This is a genomic window from Alcaligenes parafaecalis (assembly GCF_026344135.1).
Classification (GTDB): Bacteria; Pseudomonadota; Gammaproteobacteria; order Burkholderiales; family Burkholderiaceae_B; genus Alcaligenes; species Alcaligenes parafaecalis.
In genome coordinates, this window is the sequence record NZ_JAPKNA010000002.1 from 602,790 (window position 1) to 619,365 (window position 16,576).

The 16,576-nt window shown below is 57.7% G+C and carries 14 protein-coding genes; 7 read left to right on the forward strand and 7 right to left on the reverse strand.

Translation table 11 applies throughout. The features are described 5' to 3' along the window. Positions 1-120 precede the first annotated feature (120 nt). Complete coding sequence (locus tag OSH09_RS09665) at positions 121-1,767, reverse strand: long-chain-fatty-acid--CoA ligase (RefSeq protein WP_266120861.1); 1,647 nt, start codon at positions 1,765-1,767, stop codon at positions 121-123. 140 nt (positions 1,768-1,907) lie between these two features. Further along, a complete protein-coding gene (locus OSH09_RS09670; protein ID WP_207872148.1) occupies positions 1,908-2,792 on the reverse strand; it encodes a LysR substrate-binding domain-containing protein in 885 nt (294 codons plus the stop codon). Between the two features lie 152 nt (positions 2,793-2,944). On the opposite strand from OSH09_RS09670, the gene phnD reads away from it, so the two are divergent. From phnD to phnX, 5 genes are read left to right on the forward strand one after another with little or no spacing between them, the layout of a single operon-like run. Further along, positions 2,945-3,796, forward strand: coding sequence for a phosphonate ABC transporter substrate-binding protein (gene phnD, locus OSH09_RS09675; protein WP_266120962.1), 852 nt, complete (start codon positions 2,945-2,947; stop codon positions 3,794-3,796). Next, positions 3,793-4,614 carry a phosphonate ABC transporter ATP-binding protein gene (phnC, locus tag OSH09_RS09680; RefSeq protein ID WP_266120862.1) on the forward strand — a complete coding sequence of 274 codons (822 nt, stop codon included), beginning with the start codon at positions 3,793-3,795 and terminating at the stop codon, positions 4,612-4,614. Before phnD ends, phnC begins: the two co-directional genes overlap by 4 nt. Before the next feature lie 2 nt (positions 4,615-4,616). Beyond that, positions 4,617-5,432 carry a phosphonate ABC transporter, permease protein PhnE gene (gene phnE / locus OSH09_RS09685; RefSeq protein WP_376912170.1) on the forward strand — a complete coding sequence of 272 codons (816 nt, stop codon included), beginning with the start codon at positions 4,617-4,619 and terminating at the stop codon, positions 5,430-5,432. 25 nt (positions 5,433-5,457) lie between these two features. Next, on the forward strand, positions 5,458-6,570 hold the full coding sequence (psrA, locus tag OSH09_RS09690) for an iron-containing alcohol dehydrogenase PsrA (protein WP_207872144.1): 1,113 nt from the start codon (positions 5,458-5,460) through the stop codon (positions 6,568-6,570). A 46-nt stretch (positions 6,571-6,616) separates the two neighbouring features. Further along, positions 6,617-7,459, forward strand: a complete 843-nt coding sequence (gene phnX / locus OSH09_RS09695; protein WP_207872143.1) for a phosphonoacetaldehyde hydrolase — start codon at positions 6,617-6,619, stop codon at positions 7,457-7,459. Positions 7,460-7,535: 76 nt separating this feature from the next. On the opposite strand, the gene OSH09_RS09700 is transcribed toward phnX, so the two are convergent. The 5 genes from OSH09_RS09700 to OSH09_RS09720 all read right to left on the reverse strand — a co-directional run bounded on the left by OSH09_RS09700 (position 7,536) and on the right by OSH09_RS09720 (position 14,231). Continuing rightward, positions 7,536-8,429: a LysR substrate-binding domain-containing protein gene (locus tag OSH09_RS09700; RefSeq protein WP_207872142.1), complete on the reverse strand. Its 894-nt coding sequence runs from the start codon at positions 8,427-8,429 to the stop codon at positions 7,536-7,538. A 59-nt stretch (positions 8,430-8,488) separates the two neighbouring features. Then, on the reverse strand, positions 8,489-10,636 hold the full coding sequence (locus tag OSH09_RS09705; RefSeq protein WP_266120863.1) for a phosphocholine-specific phospholipase C: 2,148 nt from the start codon (positions 10,634-10,636) through the stop codon (positions 8,489-8,491). 73 nt (positions 10,637-10,709) lie between these two features. Beyond that, positions 10,710-10,946, reverse strand: coding sequence for a hypothetical protein (locus tag OSH09_RS09710; protein ID WP_207872140.1), 237 nt, complete (start codon positions 10,944-10,946; stop codon positions 10,710-10,712). 11 nt (positions 10,947-10,957) lie between these two features. Continuing rightward, a complete protein-coding gene (locus OSH09_RS09715; RefSeq protein ID WP_266120864.1) occupies positions 10,958-13,204 on the reverse strand; it encodes an alkaline phosphatase family protein in 2,247 nt (748 codons plus the stop codon). Positions 13,205-13,286: 82 nt separating this feature from the next. Beyond that, entirely contained in the window at positions 13,287-14,231 is a 945-nt protein-coding gene (locus OSH09_RS09720) for a LysR family transcriptional regulator (protein ID WP_266120865.1), read from the reverse strand. A 182-nt stretch (positions 14,232-14,413) separates the two neighbouring features. Here OSH09_RS09720 and OSH09_RS09725 point away from each other — a divergent pair, with 182 nt between their 5' ends. Both OSH09_RS09725 and OSH09_RS09730 read left to right on the forward strand, forming a co-directional pair. Continuing rightward, on the forward strand, positions 14,414-15,514 hold the full coding sequence (locus OSH09_RS09725; RefSeq protein WP_266120866.1) for an alkene reductase: 1,101 nt from the start codon (positions 14,414-14,416) through the stop codon (positions 15,512-15,514). A gap of 31 nt (positions 15,515-15,545) precedes the next feature. Continuing rightward, entirely contained in the window at positions 15,546-16,568 is a 1,023-nt protein-coding gene (locus OSH09_RS09730; protein WP_207872136.1) for a zinc-binding alcohol dehydrogenase family protein, read from the forward strand. Positions 16,569-16,576 lie beyond the last annotated feature (8 nt).

Sequence of the window (16,576 nt, forward strand, 5' to 3'; positions counted from 1 at the left end):
AGGCTCTTGCAAAAGAACGGCCCCCGAAGGCCTGGATGGATATCCAAACCTTCGGGGGCCGTTTGGTATTGCACGTAAAGGGAGCCGAGGCTGGCTCCTTCATTCAGCTGTCAGTGTTGATTAAACCGCTTTGTTTTGTGCTGCCAGCTTGTCCAGATCCTCTTGGATCAGCTTGCGAATAGCGGTTTTCAGCAGCTTGCCGGTGGCGGTATGGGGCAATTCGTCCACCACGATCAGTTCGTCAGGAATACTCCATTTGGAGACTTGCTCTGAGAACAGCTCAATCATGTCCTGCTTGGTGAAGGTGGCATCGTCTTGCAATTGCACCACCAGGACGGGGCGCTCGCCCCAGCGTTCGTCGGGCTTGGCCACGACAGCTGCTTCTTTGATCGCCGGGTGAGCCTGGGCAATGTTTTCCAGCTCGATCGAGCTGATCCATTCGCCACCGGATTTCACCACGTCCTTGGTTCGGTCTACGATCTGAATAAAGCCATCGGGATCAATCGTGACGACATCGCCCGTGTTGAACCAGCCATCTTCGGTGTGGGCAGAGGTGTCATTGCTGTTGAAGTAAGAGCCCGCAATCCAGGGTCCACGTACCATCATGGCGCCAAACATCTTGCCGTCACGGGTGATGGGTTTGCCATCATCGCCATCAACGCGGAACTCTACGCCAAACAGCGGACGCCCCTGTTTGGACAGCAGCTTGAGCTTCTCGTTGTCAGGCAGGGATTCGTGTTTGGGCAGCAAGGCGGCCGCCAGACCCACTGGGCTGGTTTCGGTCATACCCCAGGCGTGGCGTACTTTCACGCCCAGCTTCTGGAAGCGGGTAATCATGACCGGAGGCGCAGACGAGCCGCCAATCACCAGGCGTTGCAGGCTGCTGAAGGTTTTGCCATTGGCTTGCATCCAGTCCAGCAGCCCCAGCCAGACGGTAGGGACGCCCGCTGTCATGGTGACGCCTTCGTTTTCAAATAAGGTGTGCAGGCTGGCGCCGTCCAGTTTCGGGCCGGGCAAGACCAGTTTTGCGCCAACCATCAATGCCGCATAGGGCAGGCCCCAGGCGTTGACGTGGAACATCGGGACGATGGGAGTGATGGTGTCGGAGGCCGACAGACACAGGGCATCGGGCATGCTCAAGGCAAAGGCATGCAAGATAGTGGAGCGATGGCTGTAGAGCACGCCTTTGGGGTTGCCCGTGGTGCCAGAGGTGTAGCACAGGCCGGAGGCCGTATTTTCATCAAACACAGGCCAGTCGAAATGATCGGACTCGGCGGCAATCAGGGTTTCATAGCACTTCAGATTGGGCAGCAGGTCCGACTTGGGCATGTGTGCTTCGTCAGTCATGATGACCACGGCTTTCAGCTTGGAGAGCTGATCGGCCAAGGCTTCCAGAATCGGCATGAAGCTCAGGTCGGCAAACAGGACGCTATCGCCAGCGTGCTCAATGATGTAGCCGATCTGGTCCTGAAACAGACGCGGGTTGATGGTGTGACACACCAGGCCCGAGCCTGATACGCCGTAATACAACTCCAGGTGACGGTAGCCGTTCCAGGCCAGGGTGCCCACGCGGTCACCTTGTTGCAAACCCATTTTTTGAAGCGCATTGGCCAGTTTCTGGCTGCGCTTGGACAGGTCTGCATAGGTGTAGCGGTGGATGTGGCCTTCTACCGTTTGCGAGACTACCTCACGGTCTGCGTGGTAGTTGGCCGCATGACGCAGTATGGATGACACTAACAGCGGGGTATTCATCATCATGCCAAGCATGGTTTTCGTCCTCCCTGGGAGTAAATCAAACAGAACTGACGGGCCTTGAAACTGTGAGTCTACGCGCAGAAAATGGACGAAACACATCACTGACTGTCATGGCCTCCTGATGCACAGTAGCCTAAAACTCACAAATGCGTCTATGTAGTCGTTTGTATTTGCTTGCGTAATGCCAAAGCTTCTGTGAAAAATTGGGCAATCATGCGGCTGTCTCGGCGCTCGGTCAGGCAATACAAATACGTGTCGGTGCGCACGGGATCGCCCTGAATACGAACCGCTTTGAAACGATGATCCGGGATGAACTCTGCTTCGGACACCGTGCCCACGCCCAGCCCTCGGGCGACTGCTTCACGCAGGGCTTCCCGGCTGCCAATCTCCATGACTGCGCGCGGCCGTATATTTTCCTTTTCCAGTGCCGCTTCCAGACAGGCACGCGTGGTGGAACCCGATTCCCGCTGTAGCAAAGGAGCATCCTGCAAGGCAGATAAAGGCACACTGTCGTACCGGGCCAAAGGGTGCGACAAGGGGGCGAACAGAATTACAGCATGGCTGGCGTAATGTTCGGTGTGAAAGGCCGGATCGTCGCAGGCTCCGGCCAGCACGGAAATATCGGTGGCGTAGTCGGCCAGATCCGCTAGCACCTGTGCCGAGTTCCCCATATGAATAGAGATATCCACGCCGGGAAATAGCCGGTGATAGGCCTCCACCATCTCAATCACATGAAAAGGCCCGACAGCGCCAATACGCAGTCGGCCTACATGCAGTTTTCCACTGTCATGCAGCAGGTTGAAGGCATCGACTTCCAGCGCTCCCAGTTGCTGCGCGACCGGCAACAGGGCTATCCCCACCTGGGTTAGTTGGACACCTCTGCCCCGACGATGAAACAACTCCACATCATGTTGCTGTTCCAGCCCTTGTATTTGTTTGGTCACGGTGGGTTGGGCCAGTCCCAGGGCGCGGGCCCCGGCGCTGAAACTGCCATGTCGGGCAACAGCCAGGAAGGCACGTAGGCGTGCGGCGGACATATAGACTCCATCTATAGATAACTGATGTTTTGAATGCTAAATCGATAACATGAAGGCAATGTGACCTTTCTACTATGTCGGCATTCCTCCTACAAACCTCAAGGACGACTGCCGTGAACAAGAACGTATTTCAGACAGCCCGCCGCTCTTTCATCGCGGCAAGCGCCGCCACTATTATTTTTTCGGTGTTCGGGACTGCCGCCCACGCCGCCCAGGACACCTTGACGATTGGTCTTATCCCTGCCGAAGACTCGCAGGCCATGATCGAATCGAGCAAGCAGGTTATTGAGCAACTGGAGCGCGAGTCCGGCATGAAGGTCGAGCCTTTTGTGGCTACGGACTACAACGGAATTATCGAAGCTCTGCGTGCCAAGAAGCTGGACGTGGCCTACCTGGGACCATTCTCTTATGTGCTGGCCAGCTCGGTGGCAGATGTGGAGGCCTTTGCGGTTGCCGTCACCAAGAAAACAGGTAAAAGCGCTTACAAGAGCCTGATCGTGGTGCGTGCCGATAGCGGGATCGACAATGTGGATCAGTTGAAAGGTCGCACATTTGCCTTTGTAGACCCCAGCTCTACTTCAGGCCACCTGTTCCCTAAAGCGGGCCTGGAAAACGATGGCTATAAACCTGAAGAGCTGTTCTCCCGCGTGGTGTTTTCCGGTTCGCACGATGCCAGCCTGCTGGCTGTAGCCAACAAGAAAGTAGATGCTGCTGCTGTGGCTGACCGTATTTACGCCAGCGCGATTTCCAAAGGCCAATTGGCTCAGGATGATTTGAAAGTGGTGTGGTCCTCCAGCGATATCCCCGAGTCGCCCATGGTCTGGCGCAAGGATCTGGACCCCAGCGTCAAAGAGAAAGTGGCCAAGGCCCTGGCCAATATCAAGGATGTACCTTGGGGTGATCAGGGCATGTTGAATGGCTTTCAGGCTACCGACGATGCCGCTTACAACGTGGTGCGTGATACCGCCAAGGTACTGAATCTGGATCTGCGGAGCATGAAATGATCCGTTTGCGTGGCCTGAACAAAAGTTATGGCTCCAATGATGTCCTGTGTGGTGTGGACATGGATGCAGAAGCCGGTGAGTTTCTGGTTGTCTTAGGTCAGTCCGGAGCGGGCAAGTCCACCTTGCTGCGCTGCATGAACCGGCTGGCGCAGGCCGATACGGGCGAGATGTCGGTGGCCGGTATTGATGCCATGTCGGCTCAGGATACCCGGGCATTGCGCCGCCAGGTTGCCATGATTTTCCAGCATCACGATGTGGTGCCTCGTTTGTCAGTGCTGCGCAATGTATTGACCGGGCGTTTGGGAGCGGTTCCCGTGTGGAGCTCGATCCTGCAACTGTTCAGCCCTGCTGATATTGCCCTGGCCAAAGAGTGTCTGGAGCGTGTGGGGCTGGCGCATAAAGCCCAGGCTCGCACGGATTCCTTGTCGGGTGGCCAGCGTCAGCGTGTGGGCATTGCCCGTGCCCTGGCGCAGCGTCCCCGCATTATTCTGGCCGACGAACCGGTTGCGAGCCTGGACCCTAAAACAGCGCGTCTGGTGATGCGTTATTTGCACGACGCCAGTCGGGAACTGGGTATTACCGTAGTGTGCAACCTGCATCAGGTTGATTACGCCCGTGAGTTTGCCGACCGTATTGTGGGCCTGGCCCATGGTCGCGTGGTTTATAACGGTGCCCCTGATCTGATGACGGAAGATGATCTGGCCCGTATCTATCCTGGCCCGGAGCCAGGGCAGGGCGGTGCTCACTCTCAAGAGGCAAGTGAGGCCGCTGCTTCCTTCCTGAACGAACCACTGACCATTGCGACCAAGGGAGCCTGATCATGGAACACAAATATTCCTGGGTCATGTCCACGCCTACGGGTATGAAAGGCTGGGTCACTACGGCCTTGCTGCTTGCTGCGATTGTCGTGGGGCTGCAATGGAGTGCTGAAGGTGCTCAGTTGAGCGTCGCCGAATTTGCGGCTGGCTTGCCGCAGATTGCCGACTTCCTGAGCCGTACCTTCCCGCCAGACTGGAGCATTTTGGGCAGTCTGGTCGCACCCGCAATCGAGACTATTCAGATCGCGATCTGGGGCACGGTGCTGGGTGTGCTGGGAGCCGTACCGGTGTCGTTTCTGGCGGCCCGTAACCTGAAGGTCAACCGTTATCTGTACGGCTTTACCCGTCAAAGCCTGAACGTGATACGCAGTATCAACGAGCTGATTCTGGCCTTGGTTTTTGTAGCTGCGGTGGGGCTTGGGCCTTTCCCCGGTGTGCTGGCTCTGGCTGTGCACGGTGTGGGGATGCTGGGCAAGTTCTTTGCTGAAAGCATTGAAGAGATTGATCAAGGCCCGCTGGATGCCTTGCGCGCTACTGGTGCCCGTCCTTTGCAAGTGATTGTGTTTGGTGTCTTGCCCCAGGTGATTACGGCCTGGATTGCGGTGATTTTGTATCGCTTCGAGGTCAATCTGCGTTCGGCTACCGTGCTGGGCATGGTGGGAGCGGGTGGTTTGGGCTTTGAACTGGTCAGCAGCCTGAAACTGTTCAAGTACCAGGAAACCGCAACCTGCATCGTGGTCATTACGGTGATGGTGGTGGTAGCCGACCTGATTTCCAATCGCCTGCGTGAGGCCATTCGCAACAACGGGCGCGATTGATCGCTGTTTTTATTCGAGATTTTTTATGTGGCATTTTTTCAATCCCGTTCAGATCGATGCTGGTGAAGGTGCTTTCAAGCGCTTGCCCGAGCGCTTGGGCGGTCGACGGGCCATTCTGATTGCTTTCCCGGAGGCACGCGAGCTGGGACAGTGCGAGCGCCTGCAAGCCTTGCTGGGTGAGCAGTTGGTTGCGATCGAAACGGATATTCAACCGAATCCGGATGTGTCCTGGTTGGCGCCTTTGTACGAGCGTCTGTGGCGTGACCACCCCGAGGTCGAGTGCATTATTGCCTTGGGTGGCGGCAGCGTCATTGATTGCGCTAAAGCCATGTTGACCAGCACCCCTTCGGGGACGTTTGCCGAACTGCTCGACTGCTTGTCGGGCAATACCAGCCTGAGCCAGCCTCCAGGGCGGGTGCGCAGCCTGATTGCCGTGCCCACCACGGCAGGAACCGGGAGCGAAGTTACCCCCTGGGCAACAATTTGGGATAAGGGGCAGGGGCGCAAGTACTCCCTGCATCTGCCCTGGACCTGGCCTCAGGCCGCGATTATTGATCCGGCCCTGATGTGCAGCCTGCCCGCTGGCGCGACCTTGGCCAGTGGCCTGGATGCCTTGTCGCATGCGCTGGAATCCTTATGGAATGTGAATCGCAACCCCGTATCGGCCAGCCTGGCAGTGTCTGCGGCACGGCAGATTATCAGCAGCTTGCCCTTGCTGATGCAGGATCTGTCCAGCCTGGAGTTGCGCACTGAACTGGCTGTGGCTGCCGCCATGGCGGGCCTGGCGTTTTCCAATACCAAGACGGCTCTGGCGCACTCCCTGTCCTACGACCTGACTCTGGAGCAGGGTTTGCCACACGGTATTGCATGCTCGTTCAGCCTGCCGCATGTGATGCAGATGGCCTTGGGTCAGGATGAGCAGTTGGATCAGTTTTTATTGTCGATTTTTGATGCCCGCAACGGCCCTCAAGCTGTCTCTGCCTTGAGCGGCTTTCTGCAAAACCTGGGGGTCAGCACGGACCCGGCCAGCTACGGGGTATCACCCGAACAGTGGCAGCAACGCATCGCCCAGGCACTGCAAGGACCACGCGGACGTAATTTTATTGGTGCACATGCTCTGGATGCAGTGCAGGTATAAGCCGGTTCTTGACCCGGCTTGTTTTTAGGACTGAAGGTTGCAAACAATGACTCAGAATTTCAATGCGCTCAATACGCTGATGTCGGACAAGGTCGAAGCCGTTATTTTTGACTGGGCAGGCACGCTGGTCGATTTCAGCTCCTTGGCACCGACGCAGATTTTTGTAGATGCCTTTGCCACTTTTGGCATTCAAATCAGCCTGGAGCAGGCCCGCGGCCCGATGGGCTTGTCCAAGCGTGATCACATCCGTACCTTGCTGGCTACCGAGTCGATTCAGGATCAGTGGTTGGCCCAGTTCGAGCGTGCTTCTACCGATGCCGACATTGACGCTATTTACGAGCGTTTCATGCCTATGCAGATCGAGAAAGTAGCGGAATATTCGGCCCCCATTGAAGGCGCTGCGGCAGTGCTTGAAGAGTTGCGTGCCAAGGGCATCAAAATTGGTTCTTGCTCGGGCTACCCGCGTCAGGTGCTGGATGTGCTGTTGCCTGTCGCTGCCAGCCAGGGCATTGCACCAGACTGCATTATTGCGGGTGACGAGTTGCCTGCCGGTGGTCGCCCCGGCCCGTTCATGGCACTGGCCAATGTGCTGGCTCTGGGTGTGGGTGATGTTCGCCGTTGCATCAAAGTGGACGATACCGTGCCGGGTATTGAGGAAGGCCGCCGTGCCGGTATGTGGACGGTAGGGTTGAGCCTGTCGGGCAATGAAGTGGGTCTGTCTCTGGACGAGCTGGCTCAAACTGATCCGGCAGAAGTACAAGCACGTGTCGAGCGTGCCAGCGAGCGTTTGCGTCAGTCTGGTGCTCATTACGTGATTGAAACCGTGGCCGATTTCCCGGCTGTGGTGCTGGCGATCCAGGCACGTCTGGCGCAAGGCGAGACACCCTGATTCTGTGGGGGCATTGAATCAGGCCTGGTAAGAAGGGCGGGGTGACAAACCCCGCCCTTTTTGCTGCCTGCTTGTTTCAGGCGGCAGTACTGGCGACGGACAGGGCACTTTGATGGTGAGCAATCGCATCAAAAAAAGCGGCTACCAAACGTGACTCCCGGCGCTCGTGCAAACAGCAGACGTGAATCTGCGTCCAGACCGGCTCGTTTTGAATACGCACCACACGCAAGCGTGGATCCGGCACGTATTCAGATTCGGAGACCGTGCCCACACCCAGGCCACGAATCACGGATTCGCGCAGGGCTTCGCGGCTGCCTATCTCCATGGCCACATCCACCTTGATCTTGCGCTCGTGCAAGGCGTCTTCCAATGCTTTGCGGGTTGTGGAGCCTTCTTCGCGCATCAGCAAGGGTTCACCCGCCAGCTCATCCAGCGCAATGGTCTCGCGTCGGGCAAAGGGATGATCATGGCGCACAAAAGCAATGACCGGGTAACGGGCGTAGGGCTGCATGTAGTAACGGCGCTGTGGCTGGCAACTGGCGACCACGCCTACATCGCAGATGTATTGGTCCAGATCGTCCAGCACTAATTCCGAGTTGCCCAGTTTGACGGATAGCTTGATGCGCGGATACACCGCATGAAAGGATTCGATCAGCTCGGTGACGTGATAGGGGCTGACTGCACCCAGCTTCAAGGTGCCGTAGTGCAGTTTGCCGCTGCCACCCAGCATTTGACGCATGTCGGATTCCAGCGAGATCATGCGCCTGGCCATGGGCAGCATTTCCAGACCCAGGGTGGACAGTTCTACGCGTCGGCCACGCCGGTGAAACAGCTCGGCTCCATATTCGCGTTCAATGATTTGAATTTGTGAGCTGAGCGTGGTGTGGCTCATGTTCAAGGCCCGCGCGGCGGCTGAAAAGCCGCCGTGCTGGGCCACCATGACGAAGGCCCGTATTTGGTTGAGCGTCATCGTACTTCTCTAACAGATCTTTCCGGAACGGACCTTGTCATTGTGCCTGGACAGTATGACTAGCGTGCGACACCCATGGCCGGGTCGCTGATGCCATCCCGGCCAGTTTCCAGGCGACCGGCAAAGCGGCGCTCGAAGGACTCGCCCATGGTGGCGGTGAAGTCGTACCAGTTGCCCGAGACTTCCAGCGACCAGCGTGCATCTATTTGCATGCCCGGATCAACGGTGTAGACCCAGGGGCCATCCTCGCGATAGGCGTTGGCTGTCACCGTGACGGTAGCGGCCTGGTCGCCCATATTCATGATGGTCAGGGACACGGCATTGGCCTTGGGCTCGTAGCACACGCGCACCTCCGGTTTGGGGCCCTGGCGCAGCGCGTGAATGTTGCCCTTGAAGTGGCGATGGTAGCCGTTTGGCCCTAACACCCACAGGCTGTAATTGCCCTTGTGATCCGCGTGAATGGTCCAGGCATCCGAGATGATCTTGTTGGCTTCCACCGTAAAGCGTCGGGGATATTCCAAGAGCTGGAGCTCGTCGTACACATGGAATACCGTGCCTTGTGCGCCGGTATTGCTGAACGTTAACCAGACCTGCTCTTTGTCCAGGTCCACATTGGCGCTGGTGTGCAATTGGTAGGGCAGGGCGCGTGAAGGGCGCAGCATTAAATCCTGGCTGGGCATGGGCTCCGTGCCAACGGGGGGCATGGGTACCTTGCCTGCACTGGCTTGCTGGCGCAGGGTGGCATCGGCTTGGTCACGTGTGGGTGCCGGGCTCAATGCGGGTTTGGAAGCATTGGGATATTTGAAATCAAAGCAGGAACGCATATCGCCGAAGACGGCGCGGCGCCAGGGGCTGATATTGGGCTCTTGCACACCAAAGCGCTGCTCCAGAAAGCGCAATACCGAGGTGTGGTCAAACTGTTGGGAGTTGACCCAGCCACCTACGCTCCACGGGGAAATAATCAGGGTAGGCAGACGCGGGCCAGCCCCGAAAGGGCGGCCATCGGGGGGGAGTTTACGGGAATCCCCATCCGGGGCAGGCATGGTGTAGTACTCATTGGAGACATCCACCGTGGATTTGCCTTCCAAAGAGCCATCCTGGTTGCGCCAGGGTGGGGCAGGTGGGGGCATGTGGTCAAAGAAGCAGTCGTTCTCGTCGTAGTTCACGATCAGGACTGTCTTGCTCCAGATTTCTGGCTTCTCGGTAAGAATGTTCAGCAGTCGCTCCAGATACCAGGCTCCCTGGCCGGGCACGCCCATGCTGGGGTGCTCGCTGTAGGGGCCGGGGGCCACAATCCAGCTAACCTGCGGCAATTGGCCCATTTTGATGTCATCGGCAATGGCTTGCAAAAAGCCACCGTCAGGCATGGTGTTGCCAAAGCCCTTGTACAGGGGGGAATGGGCTTCCATTTGATGGGAGTATTCGGCAGAAGGCGAGCCCAGCGCGGTCAGCTCCTCGTTGACTTTACGGTAGGAAGCGAAGGCGACGAGCTGGTTGTTATTGCTGTTGTTGCCGGGGCGGTTATACACCTTCCAGCGCACACCGGCTTCTTGCAGACGTTCCGGATACGTTGTCCAGTCCAGGCCATCTTCTGACGGGCCCAGGCCTCCCCAGTTGGAGTTGGTTACGCAGGCGCGACCATTCAGATTGGCTCCGTTACTGCCACTCCACAAGAACATGCGGTTGGTGAAGGTGCCGGTATTGATAGAGGTGTGGTAGGCGTCGCAAACGGTAAAGGCGTTGGCCAGCGACCAGTGAAAGGGCAGATCGGACTCTTTCAGGTAGCCCATGGCGACATTGGTGTACTTGGCTTTGGGCCAGTCTGCCATGCGGCCGCCGTCCCAGGCTTCTTGCTGGTCGTTCCAGTCGTGTGCGCCGCCGACACGCAAGGCGTTGCCTTTGGTCGCATCCAGGTAATAGGGCTGTACCACGCCGTTGGTGCCCTGCTGACGCCAGACCGATTCGCCCGATGCCATAGGGATGGTGATGCGGTCGCTAAAACCACGCACGCCCGGCATGGTGCCGTAGTAGTGATCAAAAGAGCGGTTTTCCTGCATCAGGATAATGACGTGTTCCACGTCATTAATCGTTCCTGTGGCGTTATTGGCGGGGATAGCCAGCGCCTTTTGAATAGCAGGTGGAAAGGGGCCCAAAGCGGCCGCACTGGCAGCCAGTCGCAGAAAATTACGACGATTGATGTGAGTCATGGGGAAAGCCTTGTCGATAAGAGGTTGGAGTGGAGCCAGGCGAGGACATTCGTCGGGCCTGGCTACCATGCGCTTAAGGTGCGCAGTCCAATTGCGAGTTCGGTGTGGGGGGCGTGCCCAAGTCAGTGCCTTGCTCGCCTTGAGAGCCCGTGGCCGGGGGCGTCACAATGGGCACTTGCTCGCTACCCGAGCTCCCCGTGCCGGGCGGGGCCTCGGAGTCGCTGGAGTTTCCACTGCTGCAAGCACTTAGCAACAAGGCAGTCATGCCAGCGAGCAGGGCGTGGCGCACAGTCCGTAAATTCAAAATCATGGTGGGCTCGCTTAGTGTGTGCTCAGGCTAGTCAGTGGTTTTTTGGACCAGTAGATGGAGCTCAGCTCCTGGTTGCTCAGGACGCGGTTCCACATGGCCAGGTCACCAAACATTTGCTGGGTGGGCGGAGCAACAGAGCATTTGCCTACGGTATAGGGAGGCGTGACCGAGCCATTGCATTTGTTCATCAGGAACTTGCCGGTGCCATCATCGCCAATGCCCCATTGCGGGAAGGGCGACAGTTTGGAGAGATCAACAGCGCCTGTGGATTTGTCGGTAGCCACATGCGTGACACGCTCGGTAGAGGGATCAAACACGCGCATATTCATGGTCTTGGCAACCCCGTCGACCGAGAAAGCAATGTGTACCCACTTACCGACCGGAATCTGGGTGTAAGGGTTGGTCGGGCCGTCGGCACGTACCCCACCCGAGCCAATATTGAATGCAATGCCGCATTGGTTCTGGCTGCCGCTGCTGAACAAGCCAATGGCGACACCAGCATTGGCGCCGCTGACGTAGTTCTTGTTGGACAAGACGGTGACATTGTTGCGATCAATGCACTTGGGCACCTGATACCAGAAGCCAATGGTGAATTGCGGGTTGCTGCCCGTGGAGATGTCAAAGCCTTGAGCTGGCGTCATGCGATAGCCTTCCAGACCTTCTTCGGTGACATAGTTGGTGTCAACCAGCAAGCCATGCGTGCCTGTAAAGGGACCGGGCACGACCAGGCCCGCCGCATTGGGCAGATCTTTGGAGGCGGGGGCCATGGTGCTGTTTTTCTGCGCGTCCACAGGTGGCAAATTGGCGCTGAAGGGATAGTAGGAGACCAGGCCATTGAGCAGAGAGGCTTCCAGCGGGACAGGAGGCAGGTACGAGATAGGCGGGCTGAACAGACTGCGCCAGGCTGCATCGGTGCCTGAACCGGCCTGCACGGTGTAGTCAAACTGGTAGGTGCCCCGGTCAGACAGACCAGCGGTGGCCTGGTTATCGGTGTAGCTTTGTGTGCCAGCAGGCAGACGCGAGGCGATCACCTGGCCGTCCCGCAAGATGTCGATAGGGGCATCGGCGGGTGCTTTCCAGTCCAGTTTGATCGCAACGGTGGAGGAATGATTGTCCAGCACCGTGGCTTGCAGACCCGTGACGGCTTGAGGGCCCAGCAGGCTGCTGCCATCGAGCTTGTAGTCGGCAGCCGGGGGCAGCTTGTCCAGATACCGCATGATGGTAGGGGCCACATCCACCAGGCTGTTGTACTGATACAGCTCGGGCAGCGTAGCAGGTACGCTGGCGCCAATACCGTGCTCCCCTGTGTTGACGGCCTGATTGACAGCCAGGAAGGTTGTGGACTGGGGCAGCAACGGCAAGCCATTATCCTGGCCGTGTTCGCTCAGGCCATGGTTGCCGGTCACGACTACCAGCCATTCGCGGTCTTTTTGTTTGGCGGCAGCGTCCAGCAGAGTGCCGATTTCCTTGTCCAGCTTGCTAAGCGTGGCGTTGTAGTCGGGCGATTCAATACCAAAGTCCAGTGCGGCGTCTTTGGCGGAGCGATACTGAACCAGGACCTTGCGATAGTCTCCTTCAATCATCTCCAGGGCCTGGCTGGATACGCAGGACAAGGTGACGGTCTGCGGCGAACAGTCGGCCAGCTTATGCAGACGCTCGGCATCGTGATCGGCCTTGAGCAAGTGTGCCAAGCCTTTGGATGCCACGGCTGCAGCATTCTGTTCGTTTTGCGCGGAGTGGAACAGGCTGTTTTGGCGCAGGACTTGATCCGGTGCAGTAGACACCACGCCATGGCGGTTGGCCCAGGTTCCGGTTAGCAGGCTGGCCCAACTGGGCATATCCAGATTGGCCTGTTGGCTGGGGGTACCGGCGACGCCTCCGCTGTAGGCCAACTGCACATGCAGCTTGGCCAGATTGGGCAGGCTGCCAGCTGCAATGCCTTGCTGCACGGCCTGATAGGTAGCCCCGTCCAGATTGATGATCAGGGCGTGGCGGGTGCTGGGGGTATCCGGTTTGTCCGGGTTGACGGGTGTTTCGGGTTCAGCTTCCGAGCCGTTGCCTGTGCCGGACCCGCCACAAGCAGCCAAGGTAGCCGACAGGGTGGCCACCGCAAGGGCTTTGAGCAGGCCGGGTTTGCCAAAAGCAGGGCGGGACAGACCTTGGAAGGGCTGCACATTGCTGTCTGGATACGAGTTTTCAGAGGGGTAGGGAAAACCGGGCCGCTGGGAGGCGGAGCGGGCCGTGTGCGCATGTCTCATGATTCGATAGCCTTGTCACTGATGTTGGGGAAAGGGTCGATCGAATTAGAGCAAGGCAGGATGACGGCCTTGGGTCGATATCCTAGACGTTCATCGTCGTTCCTGTGTGCTTTTTCGGCAGATGCTGCTGTTCCCACCGTTCCAGACGCTCTTGCATGAATTGATGTAGCTGGCGCAGCAGGGGGGTAATTTGCTGCCTTCCGGCCGCCAGCAAATACAGGGGCGTGCTTTCGCCTTGCCAGTCCTCGCAGATAGCGTGCAGGCGGCCACTGGCAAGGTCCTGGGCCACATCGAAGTAGGATTTGTACGCAATGCCTTTGCCCAGCAAAGCCCAGCGTCGGACCACATCCCCATCGTTGGAGACATTCACTGCCCGGACACGAACAAAGGTGGCGGGCTGGCCGCTGCGCTCGAACTTCCAGCGATCATGCACATCATCCCTCAGCATGAAGCACAGACAGTCGTGCTGCTGCAGTTCCAGAGGGGAGGTGGGGGTGCCGTGCTGCTTCAAGTAGGAGGGGGCGGCGCACAGGACCCGGCGGTGTGTCGGCGCTAAAGGCAGAGCCACCAGATTGGAGTCTGCCGGATGGCCATAGCGAAAGGCTGCATCAATAGGTTCGCTGTAGACATTGGCCAGCCGGTCGGACAGATGCAGACGTATGTCCACGCCCGGATTGGCGTCCTGAAACTCGTTCAACCACGGTAAGAGTACATTGCGCCCCAGGTCGGATGGTGCGGCCAGCTTCAGTTGGCCACGGGAACCGGGGCCGCCGCTGGCCAGTTGCAGGCTGGCTTGCTGCAGGGCGGACAGGGCGGGACGGCATTGGGCCAGAAACACTTCGCCTTCAGAGGTCAGCCGCAAATGGCGGGTGGAGCGCAGAAAAAGCTGCACCCCCACTTCCGCCTCCAGGCGTTTGAGTGCCGCACTGGCGGCTGCCGGTGTTATGCCCAGACCCCGTGCCGTGGCGGACAGGCTGGCCGTGTCAGCGGTGCGAACAAAAATTTCCAGATCCTGCAGGGCTTTCATGGCGTGTCTCGCTGGGCTGAGTTCAGAGTTTTTATGCTGAAAAGCGAACTAATAGGATTAATTATGACGCTATTTTCAAAATATTTTTGAAGATCGTTTCAAGCAAAGGCCTGTTTTTCTAAAGAGTCTGAAAAGGCACACTGTGATCCACATTTTCATTTTTTTGATGAGGCACACGAATCATGGGTTTAGCGACATCTACTTTGTTTTCAGCATTAAAAGTGGGCAGCTTGCAGTTGCCTAACCGTATCGTGATGGCTCCCATGACACGCAGCCGTACCGACCAGCCGGGTGATATTCCGAACGCGCTGATGGCCCAGTACTACGCCCAGCGTGCCAGTGCAGGCTTGTTGATCAGCGAAGCCACGCAGATTTCGCGACAAGGGCAAGGCTACAGCTTTACGCCCGGTATTTACACCCAGCAGCAGGTGCAGGGCTGGCGCCTGGTAACAGATGCCGTGCACCAGGCCGGTGGCCGGATTGTCTTGCAACTGTGGCATGTTGGTCGGATGTCGCATGCCAGCTTTCATGCAGATGGGCAGACTGTGGCTCCTTCCGCCTTGTCACCCCAGGCTCAGGTTTGGGTCGTGGGGGAGGATGGGGTGGGGCGGATGCTGGATTGCCCCGTGCCGCGCGCACTGACCGAGCAAGAGATTGCAGCCGTGATTGAGGATTACCGTCAAGCGGCCGCCAAAGCCATGCAAGCGGGATTTGATGGCGTGGAAATCCATGGTGCCAATGGCTACCTGATTGATCAGTTCCTGCGTACCACATCCAATCACCGTGAAGATGCGTATGGCGGCAGCGTGGAGAACCGTATTCGTTTTGCCAGAGAAGTGGTCGAAGCAGTAGCGGGGGAGATAGGTGCAGAGCGCACGGGTATCCGTCTGGCTCCCTTTATTACGCAGCGAGCCATGAACTGTTCCGAAATCATTCCAACCATCTTGCATTTGGCGAAGGTACTGGATGGGAAGGGTCTGGCCTATATCCATCTGTCCGAAGCCGATTGGGATGATGCCCCTGAGATTCCTGATGATTTTCGCCATGCCTTGCGTGCTCACTTTTCGGGTCGAATTATCGTTGCGGGCAAGTACGACGCACACAGGGCCGAGCAGATTGTAAAGACTGGCCTGGCTGATCTGGTGGCGTTTGGTCGCCCCTTTATCGCCAATCCGGATTTGCCTGCACGCTTGCGTGATCAGCTTCCCTTGGCAAACTTCGATCCCCAAACCTTGTTTGGGGGTGGCGCCCACGGGTATACCGATTATCCGGGCATGGGCTAAGACAGACGACTGATTTTAAAAAGGAAAAGAGATGAAAGCGATTGCCTACAAAGTTCCTCAAGCGATAGAGCTGCCCGAGTCCCTGATGGATATTGAGCTGCCCGACCCGGTGGCCACAGGTCGTGATCTGTTGGTGCAAGTACATGCGGTCTCGGTCAATCCGGTCGATACCAAGGTTCGCCAATCGGCCTTACCAGCCGATGGAGAGGAATTCAAAGTGCTGGGTTGGGATGCCTGCGGGATTGTGCAGGGGGTAGGGCCACAAGTCAGTTTGTTCCAGCCAGGTGATCGCGTCTGGTATGCCGGCTCTATTGCGCGCCCCGGTACGAATAGCCAATTGCATTTGGTGGACGAGCGTATCGTGGCCCATGCACCGAAAACGCTGGATTTTGCGGCGGCGGCTGCCTTGCCCCTGACCACGATCACCGCTTGGGAGATGCTGTTTGACCGCTTGGGCGTGGCCCCAGGCAAAGCTCCCTCGGACCAGACCATATTGATTATTGGGGCATCAGGTGGGGTGGGTTCCATTTTGACGCAGTTGGCTGCCCGCTTGACCTCTTTGACCGTCATTGGCACCGCCTCCCGTCCAGAAACCCAAGCTTGGGTGCAGGATCTGGGCGCGCATCATGTCATTGATCACAGCCAGCCGTTGGCGGAGCAACTGGAGCGGATCGGGCATCCGGAAGTGGATTATGTCGTCAGCCTGACGCATACGGATCAGCATTTCGACCAGATCGTGCAGCTTATTGCCCCTCAAGGGAAGTTCGGTCTGATTGATGATCCGGCCAGTCTTGATGTGGGCAAGCTCAAACGCAAGTCCGTGTCTTTGCATTGGGAGTTCATGTTTACCCGTGCCTTGTTTGGCACGGACGACATGCAGGCCCAGCACCGTTTGCTAAGCGAAGTCGCTGCCCTTATTGATGCGGGGCTGATACGTACTACTTTGACTGAGCGTTTTGGCAGTATCAATGCCAGCAATATGAAGAAAGCCCATGCTTTGATCGAGTCGGGAAAGGCAAGGGGCAAACTGGTTCTGGAGGGGTGGGGCGAGTAGTAATAGCA